Consider the following 24,895-nt stretch of genomic DNA (forward strand, 5'->3'; position numbering starts at 1 on the left):
CCATGCGAGAGTAGGGAACTGCCAGGCATCAAATAAAGTGAAGAAGCCCATCCTGCCGGATGGGCTTTTTTGCGTCTGTGTGCCGTGAAATCCGCCGGCTGCGGCGTCCGGAAGTACGGCTAGCCGTGTACGAGGCTGAGTAACGGGTACGGTCGTCCAAGATCGTCCACTTCTGTCCGTTCCGTCACGTTAAATCCCATCTTTTTATAGAATCCAACCGCCTGCTCATTCTGTTCATTAACGTTGGTCGTTAGCATTGAAGTCATTGATAAAGCATGTTCAATGAGTAACTTACCAATACCACGACCACGTGCATCCGGGTCGACGAACAGGGCATCCATATGCTGATCGGTCAGAAGCATAAAGGCGATAGGCTCATCTTGTTCTGTCACTGCAACCCATAGTGGAGCTTCTGGTAAAAATGAACGTACCAGCTCTTCCAGCTCAATGCGATAATCCGGTGAGAGAAAATGGTGCGTCGCATCGACTGAACGACCCCAGATAGATACGAGCTTATCGCCTTCGTCCTTACGCGAACGACGAATGGTAAAGGGCATAGCATTCTCCTTTTTTCTTTACTGCACTATTCTACAGCAAGGGGCCGTGAAACTTTCTCAACTTGAGGATGCAGGCTCGACATTCGCATGATTCCTGGGTATCTTCAGCTGTCTGGATGTCTAAACGTTTAAACGTATGTAGTGAGGTTATCAGGTTATGCCAATTCGCGTGCAGGACGAGCTACCCGCCGTCAATTTCTTGCGTGAGGAAAACGTCTTTGTCATGACGACATCCCGCGCTTCCGGTCAGGAAATTCGACCACTGAAGGTGCTCATCCTCAACCTGATGCCCAAGAAGATTGAAACGGAAAACCAGTTCCTGCGCTTACTGTCTAACTCACCGCTACAGGTAGATGTTCAGCTATTGCGCATCGATGCCCGGGAGTCACGCAACACCCCTACGGAGCATCTGAATAACTTTTACTGTAATTTCGAGGATATCAGCGATCAGAACTTTGACGGACTGATCGTGACCGGCGCGCCGTTGGGTCTGGTTGAATTTAATGACGTGGCTTACTGGCCTCAGATTAAACAAGTGCTTGAATGGGCCAAAGATCACGTTACCTCGACGCTATTTGTCTGTTGGGCGGTACAAGCCGCGCTGAATATCCTGTACGGAATTCCTAAGCAAACCCGTACGGATAAACTCTCAGGCGTTTATGAGCATCATATTCTGCACCCACATGCACTACTGACGCGTGGATTTGATGATGCGTTCCTGGCTCCGCATTCGCGCTATGCCGATTTTCCTGCTGCACTTATCCGGGACTACACCGATCTCGAGATTTTTGCCGAGACAGAAGAGGGAGATGCTTACCTGTTTGCCAGCAAAGATAAACGAATTGCCTTTGTGACGGGTCATCCTGAGTATGACGCTCATACGCTCGGCAGTGAGTATTTTCGTGATGTCGAAGCGGGCCTAATGCCGGAAGTACCCTATAACTACTTCCCGAAAGATGACCCGCAAAACAAACCGCGGGCAACCTGGCGTAGCCACGGCAATCTGTTGTTTACTAACTGGCTCAACTATTACGTCTACCAGATCACGCCATATGATCTGCGTCACATGAATCCAACGCTGGATTAATCTTCTGTAGCAGACGATCCTTAAGCGTTTCAGCATGTTGAATCAGGCACCTTCGGGTGCCTTTTTTATTTCCGAAATGCACCTCATCATGTAATTAAATTTTATTTATATTGTTATCAATGAGTTAATTGATATTTAAATTAAAAATGGAAATTGTTTTTGATTTTGAAAATTAAATGAGTAGTCTTAGTTGTGCTGAACGAAAACCGCACAACGATCCTTCGTTCGCATTGGGGATGTGTTTGGATCAATGACGAGGAACTACGCAATGAATCAACAGGCAACGACAACCGATGAACTGGTCTTCACCAGGCCGCGTGGCGAACAGGAGCAACAGATTCTGACCGCTGAAGCGGTGGAGTTTCTGACCGAATTGGTGACAAGATTTACACCAAAACGCAATAAACTTCTGGCTGCACGTATCCAGCAGCAGCAGGATATTGATGACGGTAAGTTGCCTGATTTTATTTCGGAAACGGCTTCCATTCGTGAGGGCGACTGGAAAATTCGCGGTATTCCTGATGATTTACTGGATCGCCGCGTAGAGATAACCGGGCCTGTTGAGCGCAAGATGGTCATCAACGCGCTGAACGCAAATGTCAAAGTCTTTATGGCTGATTTTGAAGATTCGCTGGCTCCTGAGTGGAGCAAAGTAATCGATGGGCAGATCAACCTGCGCGATGCGGTCAATGGCACCATTAGTTACACCAACGAAGCCGGTAAAATTTATCAACTTAAACCCAATCCGGCCCTGTTGGTGTGTCGCGTTCGTGGTTTGCACTTGCCGGAAAAACACGTCACCTGGCGTGGTGAATCCATCCCGGGCAGCCTGTTTGACTTTGCCCTCTATTTCTTCCACAACTACAAAACGTTGCTGGCAAAAGGTAGCGGCCCTTACTTCTACCTGCCAAAAACGCAGGCCTGGCAAGAAGCAGCATGGTGGAGCGAAGTGTTCAGCTATGCAGAAGATCGCTTTAATCTGCCGCGCGGCACCATCAAAGCGACTCTGCTGATTGAAACTCTGCCGGCCGTCTTCCAGATGGACGAAATTCTGCACGCGCTGCGAGACCATATTGTCGGCCTGAACTGCGGTCGCTGGGACTACATTTTCAGCTATATCAAAACGCTGAAGAACCACCCGGATCGCGTGTTGCCGGACCGTCAGGTGGTGACGATGGATAAGCCATTCCTCAGCGCCTATTCACGCCTGCTGATTAAAACCTGCCATAAACGCGGCGCGTTCGCGATGGGCGGTATGGCGGCGTTCATTCCCAGCAAAGATGCAGAACGTAACAACCAGGTGCTGACCAAGGTAAAAGCGGACAAAGCGCTGGAAGCCAATAACGGTCATGACGGCACATGGATTGCTCATCCGGGACTGGCTGATACCGCAATGGCGGTGTTCAACGACGTGCTCGGTGAAAACAAAAATCAGCTGTTCGTGACCCGTGAAGAAGATGCGCCGATTACCGCAGAACAACTGCTGGCACCTTGTGAAGGTGAGCGTACTGAGGAAGGTATGCGCGCCAACATCCGTGTCGCAGTGCAGTACATCGAAGCGTGGATCTCCGGTAATGGCTGCGTACCGATTTACGGTCTGATGGAAGATGCGGCCACAGCCGAAATCTCCCGTACCTCCATCTGGCAGTGGATCCACCACCAGAAAACGCTCAGCAATGGCAAACCGGTGACCAAACCGCTGTTCCGCCAGATGCTGGCCGAAGAGATGCTGGTGATTCAGGACGAGCTGGGCGAACACCGCTACAGCAGCGGACGTTTTGACGATGCCGCGCGCCTGATGGAGCAAATCACCACATCAGATGACTTAATCGACTTCCTCACCCTGCCAGGTTACCGCCTGCTTGCGTAATCCACCACATAACAATATGGAGCATCTGCACATGAAAACCCGTACTCAACAAATCGAAGAATTACAGAAAGAATGGACTCAACCGCGTTGGGAAGGCATTACCCGCCCATATAGCGCGGAGGAAGTGGTGAAATTACGTGGCTCGGTCAACCCGGAATGCACGCTGGCACAGCTTGGCGCGGCGAAAATGTGGCGTTTGCTGCACGGTGAATCGAAGAAAGGGTATATCAACAGCCTCGGTGCGCTGACCGGCGGCCAGGCGCTGCAGCAGGCGAAAGCCGGTATTGAGGCGGTCTACCTTTCAGGCTGGCAGGTGGCGGCAGATGCCAACCTGGCGTCAAGCATGTACCCGGATCAATCGCTGTATCCGGCGAACTCCGTCCCGGCAGTGGTGGATCGAATCAACAACACATTCCGTCGCGCCGATCAGATCCAATGGTCAACCGGTATTGAACCGAACGATCCGCGCTATGTGGATTACTTCCTGCCGATCGTTGCCGATGCGGAAGCGGGTTTTGGCGGTGTACTGAACGCGTTTGAACTGATGAAGTCGATGATTGAGGCTGGTGCAGCGGCCGTTCACTTCGAAGATCAGCTCGCATCGGTGAAAAAATGCGGTCATATGGGTGGCAAAGTGCTGGTACCGACTCAGGAAGCTATCCAGAAACTGGTGGCGGCCCGTCTGGCGGCCGACGTTATGGGCGTTCCGACGCTGGTGATTGCGCGTACCGATGCTGACGCAGCCGACCTGATTACTTCTGATTGCGATCCCTACGACAGCGAGTTCATCACCGGCGAACGCACCAGTGAAGGGTTCTACCGTACACATGCGGGTATTGAGCAGGCGATTAGCCGTGGTCTGGCCTACGCACCGTATGCGGATCTGGTGTGGTGTGAAACCTCCACGCCGGACCTCGAACTGGCGAAGCGCTTTGCCGATGCTATTCATGCCAAATTCCCTGGCAAACTGCTGGCCTACAATTGTTCACCGTCGTTTAACTGGCAGAAAAACCTGGATGATAAAACCATTGCCAGCTTCCAGCAGCAGCTGTCAGATATGGGATACAAATATCAGTTCATTACCCTGGCGGGCATCCACAGCATGTGGTTCAACATGTTCGACCTCGCACACTCCTATGCGCAGGGTGAAGGCATGCGCCACTACGTTGAGAAGGTTCAGCAGCCAGAATTTGCGGCGGCGAAAGACGGTTACACCTTTGTATCCCATCAGCAGGAAGTGGGCACTGGTTACTTCGATAAAGTTACCACCATCATTCAGGGCGGTACTTCCTCGGTGACCGCACTGACCGGCTCGACTGAAGAATCGCAGTTTTGATCAATGCCCGGTGGCGCTGCGCTTACCGGGCCTACGAAGGGATGTAGGCCGGATAAGCGAATGCGCCATCCGGCATGACGTTGTGCCGGATGGGAGAAATCAATGACGCGTGGCCTGGAATTACTGATTGCTCAGACGATTTTGCAAGGTTTCGACGCCCAATACGGGCGTTTTCTGGAAGTCACCTCCGGCGCGCAGCAGCGTTTTGAACATGCCGACTGGCATGCGGTTCAGCAGGCGATGAAAAGCCGTATTCACCTTTATGATCATCACGTCGGTCTGGTGGTGGAGCAGTTGCGCTGCATTACTGACGGTAAAAGCACTGATGCGGATTTTTTACTTCGCGTGAAAGAGCATTACACCCGGCTATTGCCGGATTACCCGCGCTTCGAGATTGCGGAGAGCTTTTTTAACTCCGTTTACTGCCGGTTATTTGACCACCGCTCGCTGACTCCCGAGCGGCTGTTTATTTTCAGTTCTCAGCCAGAGCGCCGTTTTCGCACGATCCCACGCCCGCTGGCGAAAGACTTTTTCCCTGATTCAGGTTGGGAGTGGCTGCTCACACGCGTCCTTAGCGATCTGCCCTTGCGTCTACCGTGGCAGAACAAACATCGGGATATCCACTACATCATTGAGCACCTGACCGAAACCCTCGGTGCGAATGTGTTGCAGGGCTGCCATTTACAGGTGGCGAATGAACTGTTTTATCGCAATAAGGCCGCCTGGCTGGTCGGTAAGCTGATTACCCCTTCCGGGACGCTGCCGTTTTTATTGCCAATTCACCGGACAGACGAAGGTGAATTGTTTGTCGATACCTGCCTGACTACGACGGCGGAGGCGAGCATTGTGTTTGGCTTTGCCCGTTCCTATTTCATGGTGTATGCACCGTTGCCGGCCGCACTGGTGGAGTGGCTGCGCGAGATCCTGCCCGGTAAAACCACCGCGGAATTGTATATGGCGATTGGCTGTCAGAAGCACGCCAAAACCGAAAGCTACCGTGAATATCTGCTCTATCTTGCCCATTGCGATGAGCAATTTATCGAAGCGCCGGGGATCCGCGGCATGGTCATGCTGGTGTTTACCCTGCCGGGCTTTGATCGGGTGTTTAAAGTTATCAAAGATAAATTTGCCCCGCAAAAAGAGATGTCTGCCGCCCACGTCCGCGCTTGTTATCAACTGGTCAAAGAGCACGATCGCGTTGGGCGAATGGCTGACACCCAGGAGTTCGAAAACTTTGTGCTGGATAAACGGCAAATCGCCCCGGCGCTGATGGCGCTGTTGCTACAGGAAGCCCCGGACAAAATTACCGATCTCGGCGATCAGATTGTCATTCGCCATTTGTATATCGAACGGCGCATGGTGCCGCTGAATATCTGGCTGGAGCAGGTCGAAGGCCAGCAACTGCGCGATGCCATTGAAGAGTACGGCAACGCGATTCGTCAGCTGGCCGCCGCCAATATTTTTCCCGGCGATATGTTGTTTAAGAACTTTGGCGTGACCCGCCACGGGCGCGTGGTGTTCTATGACTACGACGAAATTTGCTATATGACGGAGGTGAATTTCCGCCATATCCCGCCACCGCGTTACCCGGAAGATGAGATGAGCGCTGAACCGTGGTACAGCGTATCTCCAGGGGATGTTTTCCCGGAAGAGTTTCGCCACTGGCTGTGTGCTGACCCGCGTATTGGTCCGCTATTTGAAGAGATGCACGCTGACTTATTCAACGCCGACTACTGGCGGGGTTTGCAAACGCGGATCCGTGAAGGGCATGTGGAAGATGTTTACGCCTATCGGCGCAAGCAGCGGTTTTGTGTGCGTTATGAAACCGACCGTAAGCCGGGTAAGGCGTAGCCGCAACCCGGCAATGCCATCTTAGCGAAAGCCGCCATACGCCAGCGTTACTTCTTTCGCCGCTTTGATCGCCATGGCGCCAAACTCGGTCACGCGATCGTCGGTAATGCGCGAAATCGGACCGGAGATGGAAATGGCGGCAAACGGCTGGCGGTGCTCGTCATAAATGCATGATGCCACGCAGCGCAGGCCCAGCGCATGTTCCTCATCATCAAAGGAATACCCGCGCTTACGCGTCTGGGCGAGATCCTCTTTCAGATGCACCGGCGACACCAGCGTGGCGTGGGTGTATGCGTGCAGCCCTTTACGGTGCAGCAGCCCAGTCACCTGTTCTTCGCTCAGCTGGGATAAAAACGCTTTACCCGCACCGGAGGCGTGCATCGGCAGTTTGCCGCCGATGGGTGCAGACATGCGCATCAGTTGGGTACACTGCACCTGGTCGATAATAATCGCCTGATGGTCGCTTTGATCCAGCACGGCGAGGTTGACCGTTTCACCGGAATCTTCCATCAGTTTGCGCAGGATTGGGTGGACAATCGCCAGCAGATTGCGACTTTGCAGAAAGCTGCTGCCGACAATAAACGCATGCGCGCCCACGGCCCAATGCCCTAATTCACCGACCTGACGAACAAATCCCTGCTGCTGCATGGTGGTCAATAATCGGTGAGTCGTGGAGTTTGGCAGGCCGGCCTGCTGCGCCAGCTCGGTCAGCGCCACGCTGCCGTTGGATTCCGCAATCCACTCGAGCAGTTTCAGGCCGCGCGTCAGGGACTGAACCTGCCCGGTTGCGGGCGCAGTGGTAGCTGCGGGTTTTCTACCGCGTTTCGCGGGAACGGGGGCAACCATGGCAGACTCCTTTTCTGTATCGTGGAAATCATTTTCGTTTTATTCAAATATAATGCAAGAATTCCTGTACTGATCGGATGAGTGAAGCTGAACATGTCTCATGTTGGCCGTTGTTCTCTTTTCCGCCTCTCAGGTTTGTGCCAGTATGGTCTGTTGAGTTTTTTTCGGTCTGGTTGAGCGTTGTCGGGAGCGAGTGTGAGCAGCAAAGTTGAACAATTACGTCAGCAGTTAAATGAACGTATTCTGGTGCTGGACGGCGGTATGGGCACCATGATCCAGGGATATCGTCTGAGTGAAGAGGATTTCCGCGGCGAACGCTTTGCCGACTGGCCGTGCGATCTGAAAGGCAACAACGACCTGCTGGTGCTCAGCAAACCGGAAGTGATCGCTGCGATTCACAACGCCTACTTCGAGGCGGGTGCGGATATCATCGAGACCAACACTTTTAACTCCACGACTATCGCCATGGCGGATTACCAGATGGAATCCCTGTCGGCGGAAATCAACTTTGCGGCAGCCAAACTGGCGCGCGCGGCAGCAGACGAATGGACGGCGCGTACGCCAAATAAACCGCGCTACGTCGCGGGCGTGCTTGGCCCAACCAACCGTACGGCGTCTATATCGCCCGACGTCAACGACCCGGCTTACCGCAATATTACCTTTGATCAGCTGGTGGCCGCCTACCGGGAATCCACCAAAGCGCTAGTGGAAGGCGGCAGTGACCTGATCCTGATTGAAACTGTATTTGATACCCTGAATGCCAAAGCCGCTATTTTCGCGGTAAAAACCGAATTTGAAGCGCTGGGCGTTGAGCTGCCGATTATGCTCTCCGGCACCATCACCGACGCTTCTGGCCGTACGCTCTCCGGTCAAACCACCGAAGCGTTTTATAACTCGCTGCGCCACGCCGACGCGCTGACTTTTGGTCTGAACTGCGCCTTAGGGCCGGATGAACTGCGCCAGTATGTGCAGGAACTGTCGCGTATTGCCGAATGCTACGTTACCGCACACCCGAACGCCGGGCTGCCGAACGCCTTTGGCGAATACGATCTTGATGCCGACACTATGGCGGCGCAAATTCGCGAGTGGGCCGAAGCGGGCTTCCTGAATATTGTTGGCGGCTGCTGCGGCACCACGCCGGAACACATCGCCGCCATGAGCCGCGCAGTGGACGGGCTGCCGCCGCGCAAACTGCCGGAAATCCCGGTGGCCTGCCGCCTGTCTGGCCTCGAACCGCTGAATATCGGCGATGACAGCCTGTTTGTGAACGTCGGCGAAAGGACCAACGTTACCGGCTCAGCGAAGTTTAAGCGCCTGATCAAAGAAGAGAAATACAGCGAGGCGCTGGACGTCGCCCGCCAGCAGGTAGAAAGCGGCGCACAGATTATCGATATCAACATGGATGAGGGGATGCTCGACGCCGAAGCGGCGATGGTTCGTTTCCTTAACCTGATTGCCGGTGAACCGGATATCGCCCGGGTACCGATCATGATCGACTCCTCAAAATGGGACGTTATCGAAAAAGGGCTGAAGTGCATTCAGGGCAAAGGCATCGTTAACTCCATTTCGATGAAAGAGGGGGTTGAGACCTTTATTCATCACGCGAAGCTGCTGCGTCGCTACGGTGCGGCGGTGGTGGTGATGGCCTTTGACGAGCAGGGCCAGGCCGACACACGCGCGCGCAAAATTGAGATCTGTCGTCGCGCCTACAAAATTTTGACCGAAGAAGTCGGCTTCCCGCCGGAAGATATTATCTTTGACCCGAACATCTTCGCGGTCGCGACCGGCATTGAGGAACACAACAACTACGCGCAGGACTTTATCGGTGCCTGTGAAGACATCAAACGCGAACTGCCGCATGCGCTGATCTCCGGCGGCGTTTCTAACGTGTCGTTCTCGTTCCGTGGCAACGACCCGGTACGTGAAGCCATTCATGCGGTATTCCTCTACTACGCCATTCGCAACGGCATGGATATGGGGATCGTCAACGCCGGACAACTGGCGATCTATGACGACCTGCCCGCCGAGCTGCGTGATGCGGTTGAAGATGTGATCCTCAATCGTCGTGACGATGGCACCGAGCGTCTGCTGGAGCTGGCCGAGAAATATCGCGGGAGCAAAACCGACGAGACTGCCAATGCCCAGATGGCGGAATGGCGCAGTTGGGACGTGAAAAAGCGCCTCGAATACTCGCTGGTGAAAGGCATAACCGAATTTATTGAACTGGATACCGAAGAAGCGCGCCAGCAGGCCGCGCGTCCGATCGAGGTGATTGAAGGGCCATTGATGGACGGCATGAACGTGGTTGGCGACCTGTTCGGCGAGGGCAAAATGTTTCTGCCGCAGGTGGTGAAATCCGCCCGCGTGATGAAGCAGGCGGTGGCCTACCTCGAACCGTACATCGAAGCCAGCAAAGAGAAAGGCTCCAGCAATGGCAAAATGGTCATCGCGACCGTGAAGGGCGACGTGCACGACATCGGTAAAAACATCGTCGGCGTGGTGCTGCAGTGCAACAACTACGAAATCGTCGACCTTGGCGTGATGGTACCCGCGGAGAAAATCCTCAGAACCGCGCGTGAAGTGAATGCCGATCTGATCGGCCTGTCCGGGCTGATTACCCCGTCGCTGGATGAAATGGTCAACGTAGCGAAAGAGATGGAGCGTCAGGGCTTCACTATTCCGCTGCTGATTGGCGGCGCGACCACCTCGAAAGCGCACACGGCGGTGAAAATTGAGCAGAACTACAGCGGCCCGACGGTGTACGTGCAGAACGCCTCGCGTACCGTAGGCGTAGTGGCCGCGCTACTCTCTGACACTCAGCGCGATGACTTTGTCGCCCGTACGCGTAAAGAGTACGAAACCGTGCGTATCCAGCATGCGCGTAAGAAACCGCGTACCCCGCCGGTAACGCTGGCTGCCGCGCGTGAAAACGATTTGGCGTTTGACTGGGAAAATTACACCCCGCCGGTGGCGCACCGCCTCGGCGTACAGTCAGTCGAAGCCAGTATCGAAACGCTGCGTAACTACATCGACTGGACGCCATTCTTTATGACCTGGTCGCTGGCGGGAAAATATCCGCGCATTCTCGAGGATGAAGTGGTGGGTGAAGAGGCGAAGCGCCTGTTCAAAGACGCCAACGACATGCTGGATAAACTCAGCGCAGAGAAGACCCTGAATCCGCGTGGCGTGGTGGGGTTGTTCCCGGCCAACCGTGTCGGCGATGACATCGAGATTTACCGTGACGAGACGCGGACGCACGTCATCAACGTGAGCCATCACCTGCGTCAGCAGACGGAGAAAGTCGGTTTCGCCAACTACTGCTTGTCTGACTTTGTCGCGCCGAAACTGAGTGGCAAAGCAGATTACATTGGGGCTTTCGCAGTTACCGGTGGTCTGGAGGAAGATGCGCTGGCGGACGCCTTCGAAGCCCAGCATGACGACTACAACAAGATTATGGTGAAAGCGATCGCTGACCGTCTGGCGGAAGCCTTCGCAGAATACCTGCACGAGCGCGTGCGTAAAGTCTACTGGGGCTATGCGGCGAATGAGAACCTCAGTAATGAAGAGCTGATCCGCGAAAACTACCAGGGCATTCGCCCGGCACCGGGCTATCCGGCGTGCCCGGAACATACCGAAAAGGCCACCATCTGGGAACTGCTGGATGTGGAGACGCACACTGGAATGAAGCTCACCGAATCCTTCGCGATGTGGCCTGGTGCGTCGGTATCCGGTTGGTATTTCAGTCATCCGGACAGCAAGTACTACGCCGTGGCGCAAATTCAGCGCGATCAGGTTGAAGATTACGCCTTCCGTAAAGGCATGAGCGTGGCGGAAGTCGAGCGTTGGTTAGCGCCTAATCTGGGTTACGACGCTGACTGAGCCACAAAACTGTCATCTTTATTTACAACAAACAGGGCACTCAATGAGTGCCCTGTCTCTTTATTACGTTTAAACCCTTATACTGAAAGAAGGCTTCGGCCTCAGGAACATATAACGATAAGGAGTACCTGATTCCGTGTTAACTCTGTTACACCTGCTTTCTGCCGTCGCGATGCTGGTTTGGGGTACGCATATTGTGCGTACCGGTGTGATGCGCGTCTTCGGCGCTCGTTTACGCACCGTCCTCAGCCGTAGCGTTGAAAAGAAACCGCTCGCCTTCTGTGCTGGCATCGGCGTCACTGCCCTGGTGCAAAGCAGTAACGCTACCACCATGCTGGTGACGTCGTTTGTCGCGCAGGATCTCGTGGCGCTCACTCCTGCGCTGGTGATTGTGCTCGGTGCCGACGTGGGGACCGCGCTGATGGCGCGTATCCTGACCTTCGATCTCTCCTGGCTGTCGCCGCTGCTGATTTTTATCGGCGTGATCTTCTTTCTCGGACGGAAACAGTCCCGCGTGGGACAACTTGGGCGAGTCGGCATTGGGCTGGGATTGATTTTACTGGCACTGGAGCTGATTGTGCAGGCGGTAACGCCGATCACCCAGGCTAACGGCGTACAGGTTATTTTCGCCTCACTTACCGGCGATATCATGCTGGATGCGCTGATTGGCGCCATGTTTGCGATTATCAGTTACTCCAGCCTGGCGGCGGTACTGCTGACGGCTACGCTGACCGCCGCAGGCATTATCTCGTTCCCGGTAGCGTTGTGTCTGGTGATTGGCGCCAACCTCGGCTCGGGTCTGTTGGCGATGCTCAACAACAGTGCTGCGAATGCTGCTGCCCGTCGTGTGGCGCTCGGCAGTCTGCTGTTTAAGCTGGTGGGCAGCCTGATTATCCTGCCGTTTGTTCATCCGTTGGCGAATTTGATGGATGAGCTACCGCTGCCGAAATCCGAACTGGTTATCTACTTCCACGTCTTCTACAACCTGGTACGCTGTGTGGCGATGGTACCGTTCGCTGAACCGATGGCGCGTTTTTGTAAGCGCATCATCCGCGATGAACCGGAGCTGGACGCGCATCTGAAGCCCAAGCATCTGGACGTCAGCGCGCTGGATACGCCAACGCTCGCTCTCGCCAATGCCGCCCGCGAAGCGCTGCGCATCGGTGATGCGATGGAACAGATGATGGACGGGTTGAAGAAGGTGATGCACGGCGAGCCGCGCGAAGAGAAAGAGTTGCGCAGGATGGCGGATGACATCAACGTGCTGTACACGGCGATTAAGCTCTATCTGGCGCGGATGCCAAAGGATGAACTGGCGGAAGAGGAGTCACGCCGTTGGGCGGAGATTATCGAAATGTCGCTCAACCTCGAACAGGCATCCGATATCGTCGAACGTATGGGGAGTGAGATTGCTGATAAGTCGCTGGCCGCCCGTCGGGCATTCTCTGTGGAAGGGCTGAAAGAGCTGGATGCGCTTTACGATCAGCTGCTCAGCAATCTGCAACTGGCGATGTCGGTGTTCTTCTCGGGCGATGTGACCAGTGCCCGTCGTCTACGCCGCAGCAAGCACCGTTTCCGTATTCTCAACCGTCGTTATTCGCACGCGCACGTTGACCGACTGCATCAGCAGAACGTGCAAAGCATCGAGACCAGTTCCCTGCATCTGGCGTTGTTGGGCGATATGCAGCGTCTGAACTCGCTGTTTTGCTCCGTGGCCTACAGCGTGCTGGAACAGCCGGATGAAGATGATGAGCGCGACGATTACTAACTGAGTCAATGCCGGATGGCACTGCGTTTATCCGGCATCAGACAACCAATCAATTAAAAGCAGTGACCCGCCTCAACGGCAACCGCCTCTTCACCTGCTTTAAAGATATATGTGGTGTTCGGGCCGCCGAGCACAGATTGACCGTTGCTTACCTTAATCCAGTTACCTTCCGGCAAGCCAATCACCGTCAGCTCTGGCGCAACCACCAGCAGCTCGCGAATACGCTGTTCACGTGTTTCGCCTTTGTGACCTTCCGGCAGCGCGTTGGTGAAATGTGGGTTAATCTGCAGCGGGAACAGACCCAGCGCATCAAAGCCTTTGGGATCGACAATTGGCATGTCATTGGTGGTGCGGATGGTCTGGCAGGCAAGGTTGGAACCCGCGCTCCAGCCAATGTACAGCGCCCCGCGCTTGACGACATCGACAATCGGCGACAGCAGCCCACGCTCGCGGCTCTCTTTCAGCAACTGGAAGGTATTACCCCCGCCGACAATCACCAGCTCTGCATTTTCAATGGCAGCAATCGGATCGGCAACGGTATGAATGCCTGTAACATTGACGCCCATTGGCGCAAAGATGGCTGCCGTTTTCGCTGTGTACTCATCCCAGGTTTGCGTCACGCCGGCGAACGGAATAAACACCGCCGTACGGCGACCATTCAGTTGCTCAGCAATCAGCGGCAGCGCATGTTCCATCCATCCCTTGCCCGGCAGCGTCGAGTTACTCAATAAAAGCAGTTCCATCATTTCTCCCTGTAATCAGAAAATTACAAACCGCGCTAATGCTACCACTATCAGCCTGACGCCTTACTGATATGGCTCACGATGTTGGAAGGGGGACAGAAGCTATGGCTATTTTATAAGTGTCAATCCAATACCGAGCGCCTTCATCACAGCCAACGTGGTTTTTCAGCGTCGGATTTCCTTTCTCACTAAACGAGCGATAGAGTTGTTCGCGGGATAATCCCGTTTCTGCCGCGATGTTCGCCATTCCCTTCGCGCGTGCCACCACGCCCAACGCTTTTGCAATGTACGTTGCTTCGCCTGTTTCGAGGGCATCCGCCATAAATACAGCAATTTCTTCATCATCAACTAGCGCAGCAGCGGGATCGTACTGAGTAAGCTTATTCATGGCGGAATGTCTCCTGATAGTCCAGTGAACGGGCGAGCATTCCCCAACAGGTTTAACATCGCCAGCTAAACCATTCGCCAGTCGGAAAAGGCGTGCGGCAATGAGCGTTTTGGCCCTGCGATCCCGTAGATTCTGCTCCCAGCGTTGGAAAACCGTGGTCTGAAGAATTTCCATTATTACGTTCCATGTATTTTATAAACTACATTCTGAATTGACACGTTGAGACCAGAGAATAAAAAAATGGGGAGTAAGGGGAAATGCTGGCAGGAGGAAACAGGAAGGCGCCTCGCAGTAATGCATAATTTTCCAGGATGCTGCGGTTGATACGCGAAACGATAACAGGGGAGAGGCGGCTTTGTGCCAATAGCAGACGTTAACAAGGCAGTATATTTCGCGGGCACTCCTGAACAAATTAAAAACATGATAGCGTGTAAACTCTGGTTAGATTTCAACGTACAAGCGGTATCTTCCAGGAGAATTCCAGATGTTTACTCATATGCGTATTGCTAAACCCGTCACCAATCTTGAAAAGTCTTTCCTGATGTACAGTCAGGGGCTCGGCCTGCATAAAATTGCTGAATTCAACGATCATAATGGTTTCGATGGAATCATGTTAGGACGAGAGGAATTAAACTGGCACATAGAATTCACTTTTTGTCTTAACCATCCAGTACAACCTTTGCAAACCGAGGAAGATTTGCTCGTTCTTTATTACTCGGATAAAAACGAATGGGTACATGCCTGTAAAAGAATGACTGACGCTAGTTTTAAAATGGTGAATTCGTTTAACCCTTATTGGGATATGAATGGAAAGACATTTATTGACTCCGACGGATATAAAGTAGTTCTCCAAAATAAGGCCTGGGTGTAACTGTTCGTCTTGTTGCAAACCTAAACTTCCGCTTCTCGCTCAAAGCTGCCCCTCAGCTCCATGCCAGACGCGGAGTAAACGCATCCGTGTAAGTGCACAATTTTCATGCGCTACTTAAGCAGCGTGCTCCCATCGACATTCAGTCAGCTTTATACGCCTGCCACTCGCGCCAGACATTCTCAGGATCAATATCGCGGTAACCGCGCTCTCTGATTATATCCTCGGCTGCTTCGGCCGGCAGGCGGATGGCTGTAGCACCATCGCGGATAGACTCAACCTCATCGCGGGTCAATTCCCGTCCCATGTCCTGTTCTTTATCAATCAGGACGACGATCAGCGCAGGGATAAAAACAATCTTCATACTGATAAGCCTCTGAAATATTCGCATACCACTGTATCACTGACAGTTTTGATATAGTTCAGTAATCGTTAATTTATTACCAGGACAGGAATCATTCATGACATTACAAATCCGTGAAGCCACACCTGCCGACGCGATGTTGCTTAATGCGCTGGGCTACCGCATCTACCGCGCACACTTTGAACATCTGTGGGAGTCAAAGTCTGAACTGGAAGCTTTTTTAGCAAGCGAATATTCTCTGGACGAGCTGGAACAGAGCCTGAAAGAGCAAGCGGTCTGTTGGTATGTAGCAGAGACCGATAGGCCAATTGGTTTTGCGAAAGTGACCTATGAAAGCAGCATCCCTGATACGAATATGTCAGGGATGCAGCTTAACAAACTCTATCTTGATCCTGCAGACACCCGTAAAGGTTACGGTCAGGTGATGTTTGACACCGTCAAAGAGCTGGCCCGGGCCAAGGGGAAAGACTTTGTATGGTTGGAGGTTCTTGAACAGAACGAACGTGCCTGTAATTTCTACCGCAAACAGGGCATGACCTTAATTAAAAGAGACTATTTCAAAACAGCTTCACAGCAGAGCGTCATCAGGATCATGGGGATTGCTGTCTAGCGGGTGACCGGCCGCTTCGTGCCAGGAGCGGACGTTGCCATACGCGCAAATTAGGAATGGTGCTTTATAACTTCATCCGCACCACTACCTATTTGCATTACACTTAATAAACAAGAACAACCAATCCGCTAATTTTGAAGGGATAGTGCATGTCTGCCATGGATTTATCCAAAATGGGCACTGCCAGAGTGGCTCTGAATACCAGTGATTGTGATCATATAGTTATAGAGAAGTGGCCTGTCAGCGAAGTTGAGTGGGCCTTTTATAAATACGTGGCAACAGAGCTTAATCAGGCAGAGGTTGCAACTCCTAAGCTCTTGTCTGCTGATGCAGCCTTACGCCAATTAAGTATGGAGTATATTCCTTATTCGGTTGAACAAGCCAATGTGGCCAATGATTATGCCATAGCTATGCTGGGCCGCCTGCATCGTTATCCTGCGCATTCTGAATGGCTTTATCACACTCATACTTGGACAGAAAAAGCGTTAGAAAACTCTCTCGTGCTTTTGGCGTTACCAGAAAAAAGTGCACAGCAGCTACGACGATTTCAGCAATGTAGTAATGAGTTATTTGGCTACCAAAGCCTGGTTTCAGGCGACAGCAACGCAGGCAACTGGGGAATGAGAGAAAACGGTGATTTAGTTCTTTTTGACTGGGAAAGATTTGGCAAAGGGAGTCCTGCTATCGACCTGGCTCCCCTTATAAATGGAATGGGGAAAAAACAAATGTTTATGGCCCTTTCAGAACGCTATTGCAAGCTATCCTCCCACAAAAATATCATAGATCTGGCCAGAGAAATTGCTATAGCCAAAGCCTGGATTGTCACGGAAGTGATTACCCTACTTCAAAAGCGGAAAAAGGCTGCATTTCCCATTTATCTAAACTGGTATAGAGAGCATCTTCCAGACTGGTTAGACAACGTCAAAAAAATGTTATGAAGAATGAATTTAAAAAAATGCACTTTACCGGAATGTCCGCTCCTCGCTCTAAGCAGACCTCCAGAAAACGATACATAATGTCGATCGCTAGACTTCAATCCCTTTCTGCTTCAGTTCTTTTCTAATCACACGTTTAATCCAGGCTGCCAACGATTCGTCGCCATCCTGCCGTTGTGCTTCTTCCATCGCTTTGCGCAGTTCCGGATCCAGACGGAATTGAAACGGGGGATTGCCTCTTCTTTCGTTCATGTGTGGTGACACCTTAATTACACAAGAGTGGTGTGGGTATGTGTGATGACACATTACGCTCACATATCAAAAATAACAACGCCCCGAAAGTGCGGGAACACGCATGCCGCAAGCTGATCTGCTTTATTTTCCACTCGCCGAGGCGTTCCGCCATCTTGATTGTCGCCATCTCACTACCGAAGAGAATCTGGTGCTGTCGTTCGGTTGTGAAGAGGCGCTGGCAGGGCTGTACCATACGCTGAGTTTTATGGGCGAAAGCTGACCAGCAACTGTTTGTCAGCGCCCCCCTAAACTCATCTGGAAAGCGCCTCGCAGACTTCTTCTTCGGGATGTGACAGACCTGTGCAACCACCTTAGTGTGACATAATGATTTGTTGGTCTGGGAATAGGAAATGCTCGTTTATTACGCTAATCTTAGGCATGTCATGCGCACTGTTATGGGGGTTGTCATGCGCACTGTGTCTAAGGTAAAAAAATCAGTCAATGTCTCTCTGGCTCCAGAGATACTGGAAGAGGCGCGCAAGCTTAAAATCAATCTGTCAGCTGTTTTAACTGAAGCCCTAATCGAAAAATTTCGCGAGAACAAACGTGAAGAATGGTTGCGGGATAATAAAAAATCGATAGAAGCATTGAATCAATGGGTGGAAGAAAACGGTTCGTTCAGTGATTTTCAAAGGACATTCTGATGGAGCAGTATTGCGCTTATGAGAATACTGGCAGTGGAAAAAGCGTTTATCCGTTTTTAATTAGCTTACAGCATCCGGTGGCCGCTGTTTTGCAACATGTACTGGTTGCCCCCGTTATCGTGCTAAGCCAGTTCCCCAACGAAGTACCGCCAGCTAAAATTTGTCCTGTTGTTAGTATTGGTGGGCAAGCCTATGTGGTGATGACGCATATGATGACAGGCATACCGGTGAAGAATATGGGTAACTGTGTGGGAGATCTGACCGCAAACAGGGCTGAACTTCGCGATGCGATTGATTTCCTGCTTAACGGTTATTAGAGCACCATGACGGGGCTGATTATGTTGAAAGGTGTGACGGATCACAAATAGCCCTCGGGCATTCGCGCACGATTATTTTTATCGCCTGCAAGGTAAGGTATATTTCGCTTTTAATACACAAAAGCATTCAAGTTGTATCAAGGCGGCAAGGGAACGAATTCCTGGGAGCATAGATAACTATGTGACCAGGGTGAGTGAGGGCAGCCAACGCAGAGACGGCTTGAAGGATGAAGTGTATACAGGAGAAATTATGCTGCCCGACTCATCCATCCGATTAAATAAATACATCAGTGAAAGCGGAATCTGCTCGCGTCGCGAGGCGGATCGCTTTATCGAACAAGGGAATGTCTTCCTGAATGGTAAACGCGCCACCATTGGCGATCAGGTGATGCCTGGCGACGTCGTAAAAGTGAATGGTCGGTTGATTGAGCCGCGTGAAGCGGAGGATCTGGTTTTTATCGCACTGAACAAGCCGGTAGGGATTGTCAGCACCACCGAAGATAGCGAACGCGACAACATTGTTGATTTCGTTAACCACAGCAAGCGCGTGTTCCCCATTGGCCGTCTGGACAAAGATTCCCAGGGGCTGATCTTTCTGACCAACCACGGCGACCTGGTGAATAAAATCCTGCGGCCGGTAACGATCACGAAAAAGAGTATCTGGTGACGGTCGATAAGCCCGTAACCGACGACTTTATTCGTGGGATGGGAGCCGGTGTGCCAATCCTCGGCACCGTTACCAAGAAATGTAAGGTCAAGAAAGAAGCGCCGTTTGTGTTTCGCATCACGCTGATTCAGGGGCTGAACCGCCAGATCCGCCGTATGTGTGAGCACTTTGGTTATGAAGTGACGAAGCTTGAGCGCACACGCATCATGAACGTGAGTTTGTCCGGCCTGCCGCTAGGTGAATGGCGCGACCTGACGGATGACGAACTGATCGATTTGTTCAAGCTGATTGAGAATTCTTCTTCAGAAGCTAAACCGAAGGCGAAAGCGAAGCCAAAAGCCGCCACCGCAGGTATCAAGCGCCCGGTAGTGAAAATCGAAAAATCAGCGGAGAAAGAGAAATCGCGCCCGGCGGCAAACGGGAAGCGTTTTACCTCGCCGGGGCGTAAGAAGAAAGGACGTTAACGTCTGCCGCGCGTTGGCGTATTCGCCGACCAGGAGAATGACGCCTCTGAGTCCGGTTTATAAGCCTGCTTTTTCTTCAACTGGCGGGCTTTTTTAGCTTCGGCTTCGCGCAAGGCCATCAGCTTATCGATGTACTCTTTCTTGATGCTGTTGGTCTCTGCGTTGGTCAGCAGTCGACCATGCGCAATGCGTGCGCGGTCAAGCAGCGTTTTCAGTTCACGCTGTTCGCGCTCAGTCATCTCTTTTTGGGTAATGCGGGGGAGTGCCATACGGGTGCCCTCTGTTAGCCGATACTCTCAGTGTACGGTAATCCTGGTCAGGCTGATAGCACTCAGGCCGGGTAAGCATGTGCTACCCGGCATTTTTTTAACTTTCCTTCACTGTTTGCTGTGGTTCTTTAGCAATCGGTTTACCGGACCAGTAACCCGCAAGCAGCGAACCGGAAAGGTTATGCCAGACGGAGAACAACGCGCCGGGCAGAGCGGCGAGCGGACCGAAGTAGATTTTGCCCAGCGCAGCGGCGAGGCCGGAGTTCTGCATGCCGACTTCAATCGCCAGTGTGCGGCAGGTGGATTCATCAAAGCCGAACAGTTTCCCGCCCCAGTAGCCGCCAAGCAGGCCAATGGTGTTATGCAGAATAACGGCGATAATTACCACAAAGCCGACCGACGCTATGTGCGACGCAGAACCTGCCACAACAGCGCTGATGATGGCCAGGATGCACACCATAGAAAACGCGGGCAGATACGGTTCTACGGCTTTTACGACGCGTGGGAACAGATGGTGAATGACCAGGCCCAAAGCAATCGGAATAACCACGATCTGCAGAATGCTCAGCAGCATACCCATCACATCTACCTGAATATGCGCGTCGACGTAAAGACGGGTGAGCAGCGGTGTGGCGACAACACCGACCAGCGTTGAAACCGATGAAATCGTCACGGAGAGCGCCACATCGCCCTTCGCCAGGTAAATCATTACATTAGATGCCGTTCCGCTGGCGACGCTACCGACCAGCACCATACCTGCGGACAGTTCCGGTGGCATATTAAAAGCCAGCGCCAAAATCCATGCGGCGAGCGGCATCACCAGATAGTGTAGAAAAATACCTGCCGCAACCGGCGCAGGGCGTGAGAGTACGCGTTTAAAGTCATCCACCTTCAGGTGCACGCCCATGCCGAACATAATCAGCATCAGTAACGATGGCACGAATGGCCCGACAGGCGTAAATGTGGAGGGCGTGTAATACGCGATAACAGAGAGCAGCAGCGCCCATAACGGGAACAGCCGCGTGAGAGTAGCGAGCATGTTGTATTCCTTGCGATTGAAATGTGTTGTGTTGTTATAAAAAAGCCGGGATCGAGCCCGGCCATAGTTATTGTGTATCGCGTGATGGAATATTATTCAAACAAATTATGTTTATGTTCCGCAGTGAATGTTTTCCCAGCTCAGCCCGAAACGCGCGAGATATTTGCGCAGGCGGTCCGCATCGTTAGGATTGGCTTTTTTCTGCCGCGAGACGGCGAACAGTTCGCGTCCGGCTTCCGACAGCGACGCGCAGCGGCGGCACACTTCCAGTACCGTTTCTAACTGGCGGCGATCGAACAGGTCAATGTCCATATTCAGTTCAGGCTGCGGAGTGGCTATCTGCCAACTCTCCTTTAGCAGCGCAATCTCTTCTTCGACAAGGGATAAGGTAATGCGACCTTGTTCGGCAAGTGTCGCCATGCGCGCGATGGATGAACTGAGTTCACGAAAGTTGCCGCGCCATTGCGCCTGCGGGGAGCAGGCAAACGCCAGATAGGAAGTGCGTGCCTCTTTATCGAAACGGATTTGCGTCTGCTTGTTGCTGGAAAAACGTTGCAGCTCATACTCGACGTTCGGCGCGATATCCTCCCGCCGCTGCGCGAGACCGGGCAGGGTGAAACTCCACATGTTGATACGCGCGTAGAGATCCTCGCGAAAACGGCCCTCAGCGACCCATTGCCGCATGTCGCGATGGGTGCCGGCAATCAGCTGAAAATCGCTGTGTACTTCTTTGTCCGACCCAAACGGGAAAAAGGTTTTTTCTTCAATCGCTTTGAGTAACATGGCCTGCTCGTCCAGCCCCAGCTCGGCGATCTCATCGAGAAACAGCACGCCGCCATCGGCCTCTCGCAGCAATCCGCTACGCGCCGTGAGCGCACCGGTAAACGCCCCCTTCACATGGCCAAACAGCGTTGACATCGCATTATCACCGCGCAGGGTCGCGCAGTTAACCGCCACCAGTTTTCCCGCCACCAGATGCCGCGACTGGCGTAGCTGAAAAATACGTTTCGCGAGGAAGGATTTGCCCGCGCCGGTAGGGCCGGTGAGCAGGATCGGGTCTGTTGAGCGCAGAGCTACCCGCTCAATGCGATCGATCAGTTTATTGAAAGTGGCGTTGCGCGTATCAATCCCGGCTTTCAGAAAGGATACCGACTGCTGCTGTTCGCGCTGAAAACGACTGGTGAGCGTGGCATAGCGGCTTAAATCGAGATCGATAACCGAGCAGACGCCAGCGGCGACGGCTTCATCTGATGAACCGCGTGGTGCCGGGCTGGTTTGCAACAGGCTGGCGGGCAGGTAACGCGCTTCCGTCAGCAAAAACCAGCAGATTTGTGCCACGTGAGTCCCGGTGGTGATGTGCACCAGATACTCTTCGTTTTCCGTATCAAACTCATAATGCGTGGCAAAGTCGAGAAACGCGGCGTAGACCTCTTCAAAGTCCCACGGATCGTTAATGGTAACGGTATGCGGGCGGACTTGGGTGTGCGGCGAAAGCAGCGCGACGTCTTCAATCAACCTTTGCGCCATGCTCTCATCGCGTGGCTGGTGGAGGAGTTCCAGCCTGTCGACAGGGAAATCGGGTTGTTGGCATAGCCCAACCGTGGGTCGCCACTTCTTAAACCGATTGGCCCGCTTGCCGCGCTTATCCAGCACCGTTCCCAGTACGCCAATCACTACCCGTTGCTTCTTCATGGTTTATCCAAAAAGATAAATAAGAGATTAAAAGATAAAAAAATAAACCCATCGAGACAACCGCCATGATTGGCGTAAATAATTAAATCTATGAAAATCAATTAATTAAAAATTAATCATGCCTGTTTTAATTCCTGGCACGCTTCTGGCAATAACACTTGCGTCAATCACGCTGAAAGCGCAGGGGGTTAAACCCCGCCGGCACGTCAGGAACGGCACAGGCTGTTTTCCGGAAGTGTTCCGTCAGCCGATGACCACCAAACGGGTTCGATTCCCGATTCATTCTCCCAATGAAACTGGTTGTTAATCATAGAAATAAAGCGGAGCAATGCGCAGTTAGCACGCTCAAGAACAGGCTGCCGGTAAAGATGCCGTGCGGCAGGCAAAAGGGAATTCCCCTGCCGCTTCGCCCCTGCACCCGCGCCTGAACGATATTAAGGAATATAAAATGGCTAAGAAAATTACTATTCGTAAAGGCCAGCTTGGCCTGTTATCCCGACAGGGTGACTACTATCAGGTGCTGAATACAGGTGAACACCGTTTGCCATGGTTTAACACTCCGGACGTTCTGGTAATCAATACCGATGGCAGCGAAATTCCGGAAGCGCTCGCGGAGTATTTACGTCGCTTCCAGCCTACATGGGTGGAGCAGTACTGTGTGGTGGCTGATCTAACCGATACTGAAGCAGGTGCGCTGTATGTGAACGGCGTCTTGCAGGAAATTTTGCCACCGGCAACGCGCCGTCTGTACTGGCAGGCCGATGAAGCGCTGAAGCTGGTGCAGATGGATACACGTCAGGTTTTGGTTCCTGTTGATGTGATGAACGCGGTGTTACAGCCCCGTCGCAGCGGTGCGGTGAAAGGTCGCGAAGCGATCTTAACGGTGCAGGTTCCGGCGTGGCACGTCGGTGTACTGAAAATTGATGGTGAAACTCAGGCGCTGTTGCCGCCGGGGTTAACAGCATACTGGAAGGTAAATCATCTGATTGAAGCGGAAGTGGTGGATACCCGCTTGCAGGTGCTGGAGGTCGGCGGCCAGGAGATCCTGACCAAAGATAAGGTCAACCTGCGTTTGAACCTGGCGGCGAACTGGCGTTATAGCGATGTACTGCTGGCATTTGGTCAACTGACTAAACCGCTGGATCACCTTTACCGTGAGTTGCAGTTTGCGCTGCGTGAAGCGGTGGGAACGCGCACGCTGGACGAACTGCTGGAAGATAAACAGGTGATTGATGAGGTGGTGAGCGCGCAGGTGAAAGCCCGCATGACGCCGTTTGGTATCGAGGTGGCTTCGCTGGGGGTGAAGGATATTGTCCTGCCCGGCGATATGAAGGCCATTTTGTCGCAACTGGTTGAAGCGGAAAAATCCGCCCAGGCCAACGTGATCCGACGTCGTGAAGAGACTGCCGCCACGCGATCGCTGTTGAATACCGCCAAAGTAATGGAAAACAACCCGGTAGCGCTGCGCTTAAAAGAACTGGAAACCCTCGAAAGAGTCGCGGAACGGATCGATAAAATCTCGGTATTCGGTGGCCTCGACCAGGTGTTGCACGGTCTTGTGAACATAAAAGGATAAAAATAATGAGTTACAACACAGTGGACGGTGCAATGCGCGAACGGGTATTGCGCCAGCTAAAAGAGGTGGAGAAACGCTATAACGTCAGGGTGCTGTACGCCTGTGAGTCCGGCAGCCGTGGCTGGGGATTTGCCTCGCCAGACAGCGATTACGACGTGCGGTTCCTCTATGTTCATTCCCCTGAATGGTATCTGCGGATCGAAGCGCCACGTGATGTTATCGAGCTGCCGATAGATGATGAGCTGGACGTGTGCGGCTGGGAATGGCGCAAGGCGCTGGGGTTACTCAAAGGCGCAAACCCGACGCTTATCGAGTGGCTGGATTCGCCGGTGGTCTATCAGCAGGATGATGCGACCGTGTCGGCGCTGAAAGCGTTGGTGCCTGAATGGTTTTCCCCGCTGCGTGCCCGCTGGCACTACTATTCAATGGCGCGGAAAAACTTTCGCGGTTATCTGCAGGGCCACGACGTGCGATTGAAGAAGTACTTCTACGTCATTCGGCCGCTGCTGGCGGTACGTTGGGTGGAAGCGGGCAAGGGCGTACCGCCGATGCGTTTTGCCGAGCTGCTGGCGGGAAGTGAACTGGATGCGCCATTGCGTCAGGAAATCGACGAATTGCTGGCGCGCAAACAGCGCTCAGGTGAGGCTGAGTATGGTCCGCGTCGTCCATTGTTACATGCGTTTATCCGCGCCGAACTGGAGAGAGGAGAAATCCCGCCAACCTTACCAGACAGCCGGGAGGGGAATGTCCGGACACTGGACCGACTATTATATGACACGGTGATGCGGTGAAAATGCCCGATGGTACAAGAGCCATCGGGCGTTAGCGTCT

22 protein-coding genes and 2 pseudogenes are annotated in these 24,895 nt (G+C 52.9%); 15 read left to right on the forward strand and 9 right to left on the reverse strand.

Annotated features, from left to right (window positions below):
• Positions 1 to 119: 119 nt before the first annotated feature.
• Entirely contained in the window at positions 120 to 557 is a 438-nt protein-coding gene (locus OGY15_RS22895; protein ID WP_151218097.1) for an acetyltransferase, read from the reverse strand.
• Between the two features lie 157 nt (positions 558 to 714).
• Between OGY15_RS22895 and metA the strand changes: the two genes are divergently transcribed.
• The 4 genes from metA to aceK all read left to right on the forward strand — a co-directional run bounded on the left by metA (position 715) and on the right by aceK (position 6,701).
• On the forward strand, positions 715 to 1,644 hold the full coding sequence (metA, locus tag OGY15_RS22900) for a homoserine O-acetyltransferase MetA (protein ID WP_151224594.1): 930 nt from the start codon (positions 715 to 717) through the stop codon (positions 1,642 to 1,644).
• Between the two features lie 268 nt (positions 1,645 to 1,912).
• Positions 1,913 to 3,514 (forward strand): malate synthase A, encoded by a 1,602-nt coding sequence (gene aceB / locus OGY15_RS22905; protein WP_187253996.1) that lies wholly within the window; start codon positions 1,913 to 1,915, stop codon positions 3,512 to 3,514.
• 31 nt (positions 3,515 to 3,545) lie between these two features.
• Positions 3,546 to 4,850 (forward strand): isocitrate lyase, encoded by a 1,305-nt coding sequence (gene aceA / locus OGY15_RS22910; protein WP_016155323.1) that lies wholly within the window; start codon positions 3,546 to 3,548, stop codon positions 4,848 to 4,850.
• 102 nt (positions 4,851 to 4,952) lie between these two features.
• Positions 4,953 to 6,701, forward strand: a complete 1,749-nt coding sequence (gene aceK, locus OGY15_RS22915) for a bifunctional isocitrate dehydrogenase kinase/phosphatase (RefSeq protein WP_286541242.1) — start codon at positions 4,953 to 4,955, stop codon at positions 6,699 to 6,701.
• A 21-nt stretch (positions 6,702 to 6,722) separates the two neighbouring features.
• Here the strand turns inward: aceK and iclR are convergent, their stop codons facing one another.
• Positions 6,723 to 7,547, reverse strand: a complete 825-nt coding sequence (gene iclR, locus OGY15_RS22920; protein ID WP_003031613.1) for a glyoxylate bypass operon transcriptional repressor IclR — start codon at positions 7,545 to 7,547, stop codon at positions 6,723 to 6,725.
• Positions 7,548 to 7,742: 195 nt separating this feature from the next.
• Here iclR and metH point away from each other — a divergent pair, with 195 nt between their 5' ends.
• Together metH and OGY15_RS22930 are read left to right on the forward strand one after the other, a co-directional pair.
• On the forward strand, positions 7,743 to 11,426 hold the full coding sequence (metH, locus tag OGY15_RS22925) for a methionine synthase (RefSeq protein ID WP_187253993.1): 3,684 nt from the start codon (positions 7,743 to 7,745) through the stop codon (positions 11,424 to 11,426).
• 136 nt (positions 11,427 to 11,562) lie between these two features.
• Positions 11,563 to 13,194: a Na/Pi cotransporter family protein gene (locus OGY15_RS22930; RefSeq protein ID WP_003031618.1), complete on the forward strand. Its 1,632-nt coding sequence runs from the start codon at positions 11,563 to 11,565 to the stop codon at positions 13,192 to 13,194.
• Positions 13,195 to 13,247: 53 nt separating this feature from the next.
• Here the strand turns inward: OGY15_RS22930 and pepE are convergent, their stop codons facing one another.
• The gene (pepE, locus tag OGY15_RS22935) at positions 13,248 to 13,937 is read right to left on the reverse strand and encodes a dipeptidase PepE (protein WP_151218102.1); all 690 of its coding nucleotides are present in this window, start codon (positions 13,935 to 13,937) and stop codon (positions 13,248 to 13,250) included.
• Between the two features lie 108 nt (positions 13,938 to 14,045).
• Positions 14,046 to 14,325 (reverse strand): annotated as a pseudogene (locus OGY15_RS22940) (addiction module antidote protein).
• Positions 14,326 to 14,809: 484 nt separating this feature from the next.
• Between OGY15_RS22940 and OGY15_RS22945 the strand changes: the two are divergent.
• On the forward strand, positions 14,810 to 15,196 hold the full coding sequence (locus OGY15_RS22945; RefSeq protein ID WP_286541246.1) for a VOC family protein: 387 nt from the start codon (positions 14,810 to 14,812) through the stop codon (positions 15,194 to 15,196).
• Between the two features lie 139 nt (positions 15,197 to 15,335).
• On the opposite strand, the gene OGY15_RS22950 is transcribed toward OGY15_RS22945, so the two are convergent.
• Entirely contained in the window at positions 15,336 to 15,557 is a 222-nt protein-coding gene (locus OGY15_RS22950) for a hypothetical protein (RefSeq protein ID WP_045378298.1), read from the reverse strand.
• A gap of 97 nt (positions 15,558 to 15,654) precedes the next feature.
• On the opposite strand from OGY15_RS22950, the gene OGY15_RS22955 reads away from it, so the two are divergent.
• Positions 15,655 to 16,167, forward strand: a complete 513-nt coding sequence (locus OGY15_RS22955) for a GNAT family N-acetyltransferase (protein WP_286541248.1) — start codon at positions 15,655 to 15,657, stop codon at positions 16,165 to 16,167.
• A 149-nt stretch (positions 16,168 to 16,316) separates the two neighbouring features.
• Positions 16,317 to 17,105 (forward strand): phosphotransferase family protein, encoded by a 789-nt coding sequence (locus OGY15_RS22960; protein WP_286541250.1) that lies wholly within the window; start codon positions 16,317 to 16,319, stop codon positions 17,103 to 17,105.
• A gap of 87 nt (positions 17,106 to 17,192) precedes the next feature.
• Here the strand turns inward: OGY15_RS22960 and OGY15_RS22965 are convergent, their stop codons facing one another.
• Positions 17,193 to 17,354 (reverse strand): phage protein, encoded by a 162-nt coding sequence (locus OGY15_RS22965; protein WP_003841416.1) that lies wholly within the window; start codon positions 17,352 to 17,354, stop codon positions 17,193 to 17,195.
• Positions 17,355 to 17,457: 103 nt separating this feature from the next.
• Here OGY15_RS22965 and OGY15_RS22970 point away from each other — a divergent pair, with 103 nt between their 5' ends.
• From OGY15_RS22970 to rluF, 4 genes and pseudogenes are all read left to right on the forward strand, one after another.
• Positions 17,458 to 17,616 (forward strand): hypothetical protein, encoded by a 159-nt coding sequence (locus tag OGY15_RS22970; protein ID WP_187254001.1) that lies wholly within the window; start codon positions 17,458 to 17,460, stop codon positions 17,614 to 17,616.
• Between the two features lie 130 nt (positions 17,617 to 17,746).
• On the forward strand, positions 17,747 to 18,040 hold the full coding sequence (locus OGY15_RS22975; RefSeq protein WP_187253990.1) for a type II toxin-antitoxin system CcdA family antitoxin: 294 nt from the start codon (positions 17,747 to 17,749) through the stop codon (positions 18,038 to 18,040).
• On the forward strand, positions 18,040 to 18,357 hold the full coding sequence (locus OGY15_RS22980) for a CcdB family protein (protein WP_286541253.1): 318 nt from the start codon (positions 18,040 to 18,042) through the stop codon (positions 18,355 to 18,357). Before OGY15_RS22975 ends, OGY15_RS22980 begins: the two co-directional genes overlap by 1 nt.
• Positions 18,358 to 18,607: 250 nt before the next feature.
• Positions 18,608 to 19,488: pseudogene (gene rluF, locus OGY15_RS22985) on the forward strand (23S rRNA pseudouridine(2604) synthase RluF).
• On the opposite strand, the gene OGY15_RS22990 reads toward rluF, so the two are convergent.
• From OGY15_RS22990 to rtcR, 3 genes are all read right to left on the reverse strand, one after another.
• A complete protein-coding gene (locus OGY15_RS22990; RefSeq protein WP_003031655.1) occupies positions 19,485 to 19,757 on the reverse strand; it encodes a YjbD family protein in 273 nt (90 codons plus the stop codon). The pseudogene rluF and the gene OGY15_RS22990 sit on opposite strands and share 4 nt — an antisense overlap.
• Positions 19,758 to 19,854: 97 nt before the next feature.
• On the reverse strand, positions 19,855 to 20,796 hold the full coding sequence (gene panS, locus OGY15_RS22995) for a ketopantoate/pantoate/pantothenate transporter PanS (RefSeq protein ID WP_151218085.1): 942 nt from the start codon (positions 20,794 to 20,796) through the stop codon (positions 19,855 to 19,857).
• Between the two features lie 111 nt (positions 20,797 to 20,907).
• Complete coding sequence (gene rtcR, locus OGY15_RS23000) at positions 20,908 to 22,488, reverse strand: RNA repair transcriptional activator RtcR (RefSeq protein WP_151218084.1); 1,581 nt, start codon at positions 22,486 to 22,488, stop codon at positions 20,908 to 20,910.
• 448 nt (positions 22,489 to 22,936) lie between these two features.
• Here rtcR and OGY15_RS23005 point away from each other — a divergent pair, with 448 nt between their 5' ends.
• The gene (locus OGY15_RS23005) at positions 22,937 to 24,064 is read left to right on the forward strand and encodes a slipin family protein (RefSeq protein WP_210905478.1); all 1,128 of its coding nucleotides are present in this window, start codon (positions 22,937 to 22,939) and stop codon (positions 24,062 to 24,064) included.
• Between the two features lie 5 nt (positions 24,065 to 24,069).
• Positions 24,070 to 24,855, forward strand: a complete 786-nt coding sequence (locus tag OGY15_RS23010) for a nucleotidyltransferase domain-containing protein (RefSeq protein ID WP_286541255.1) — start codon at positions 24,070 to 24,072, stop codon at positions 24,853 to 24,855.
• Positions 24,856 to 24,895: the final 40 nt, after the last annotated feature.

Source organism: Citrobacter sp. Cu231, from assembly GCF_030332265.1.
Lineage (GTDB): Bacteria > Pseudomonadota > Gammaproteobacteria > Enterobacterales > Enterobacteriaceae > Citrobacter > Citrobacter meridianamericanus.

What these genes read in the sequence shown, in the direction of transcription:
- OGY15_RS22975 (WP_187253990.1), top strand. Translation starts at nt 17,747, where the DNA reads ATGCTCGTTTATTACGCTAATCTTAGGCATGTCATGCGCACTGTTATG.
- OGY15_RS22970 (WP_187254001.1), top strand. Translation starts at nt 17,458, where the DNA reads ATGCCGCAAGCTGATCTGCTTTATTTTCCACTCGCCGAGGCGTTCCGC.
- OGY15_RS22980 (WP_286541253.1), top strand. Translation starts at nt 18,040, where the DNA reads ATGGAGCAGTATTGCGCTTATGAGAATACTGGCAGTGGAAAAAGCGTT.
- aceA (WP_016155323.1), top strand. Translation starts at nt 3,546, where the DNA reads ATGAAAACCCGTACTCAACAAATCGAAGAATTACAGAAAGAATGGACT.
- aceK (WP_286541242.1), top strand. Translation starts at nt 4,953, where the DNA reads ATGACGCGTGGCCTGGAATTACTGATTGCTCAGACGATTTTGCAAGGT.
- pepE (WP_151218102.1), bottom strand. Translation starts at nt 13,937, where the DNA reads ATGGAACTGCTTTTATTGAGTAACTCGACGCTGCCGGGCAAGGGATGG.
- OGY15_RS22950 (WP_045378298.1), bottom strand. Translation starts at nt 15,557, where the DNA reads ATGAAGATTGTTTTTATCCCTGCGCTGATCGTCGTCCTGATTGATAAA.
- OGY15_RS22960 (WP_286541250.1), top strand. Translation starts at nt 16,317, where the DNA reads ATGTCTGCCATGGATTTATCCAAAATGGGCACTGCCAGAGTGGCTCTG.
- metA (WP_151224594.1), top strand. Translation starts at nt 715, where the DNA reads ATGCCAATTCGCGTGCAGGACGAGCTACCCGCCGTCAATTTCTTGCGT.
- OGY15_RS23005 (WP_210905478.1), top strand. Translation starts at nt 22,937, where the DNA reads ATGGCTAAGAAAATTACTATTCGTAAAGGCCAGCTTGGCCTGTTATCC.
- iclR (WP_003031613.1), bottom strand. Translation starts at nt 7,547, where the DNA reads ATGGTTGCCCCCGTTCCCGCGAAACGCGGTAGAAAACCCGCAGCTACC.
- OGY15_RS22965 (WP_003841416.1), bottom strand. Translation starts at nt 17,354, where the DNA reads ATGAACGAAAGAAGAGGCAATCCCCCGTTTCAATTCCGTCTGGATCCG.
- aceB (WP_187253996.1), top strand. Translation starts at nt 1,913, where the DNA reads ATGAATCAACAGGCAACGACAACCGATGAACTGGTCTTCACCAGGCCG.
- rtcR (WP_151218084.1), bottom strand. Translation starts at nt 22,488, where the DNA reads ATGAAGAAGCAACGGGTAGTGATTGGCGTACTGGGAACGGTGCTGGAT.
- panS (WP_151218085.1), bottom strand. Translation starts at nt 20,796, where the DNA reads ATGCTCGCTACTCTCACGCGGCTGTTCCCGTTATGGGCGCTGCTGCTC.
- OGY15_RS22990 (WP_003031655.1), bottom strand. Translation starts at nt 19,757, where the DNA reads ATGGCACTCCCCCGCATTACCCAAAAAGAGATGACTGAGCGCGAACAG.
- OGY15_RS23010 (WP_286541255.1), top strand. Translation starts at nt 24,070, where the DNA reads ATGAGTTACAACACAGTGGACGGTGCAATGCGCGAACGGGTATTGCGC.
- OGY15_RS22945 (WP_286541246.1), top strand. Translation starts at nt 14,810, where the DNA reads ATGTTTACTCATATGCGTATTGCTAAACCCGTCACCAATCTTGAAAAG.
- OGY15_RS22955 (WP_286541248.1), top strand. Translation starts at nt 15,655, where the DNA reads ATGACATTACAAATCCGTGAAGCCACACCTGCCGACGCGATGTTGCTT.
- OGY15_RS22895 (WP_151218097.1), bottom strand. Translation starts at nt 557, where the DNA reads ATGCCCTTTACCATTCGTCGTTCGCGTAAGGACGAAGGCGATAAGCTC.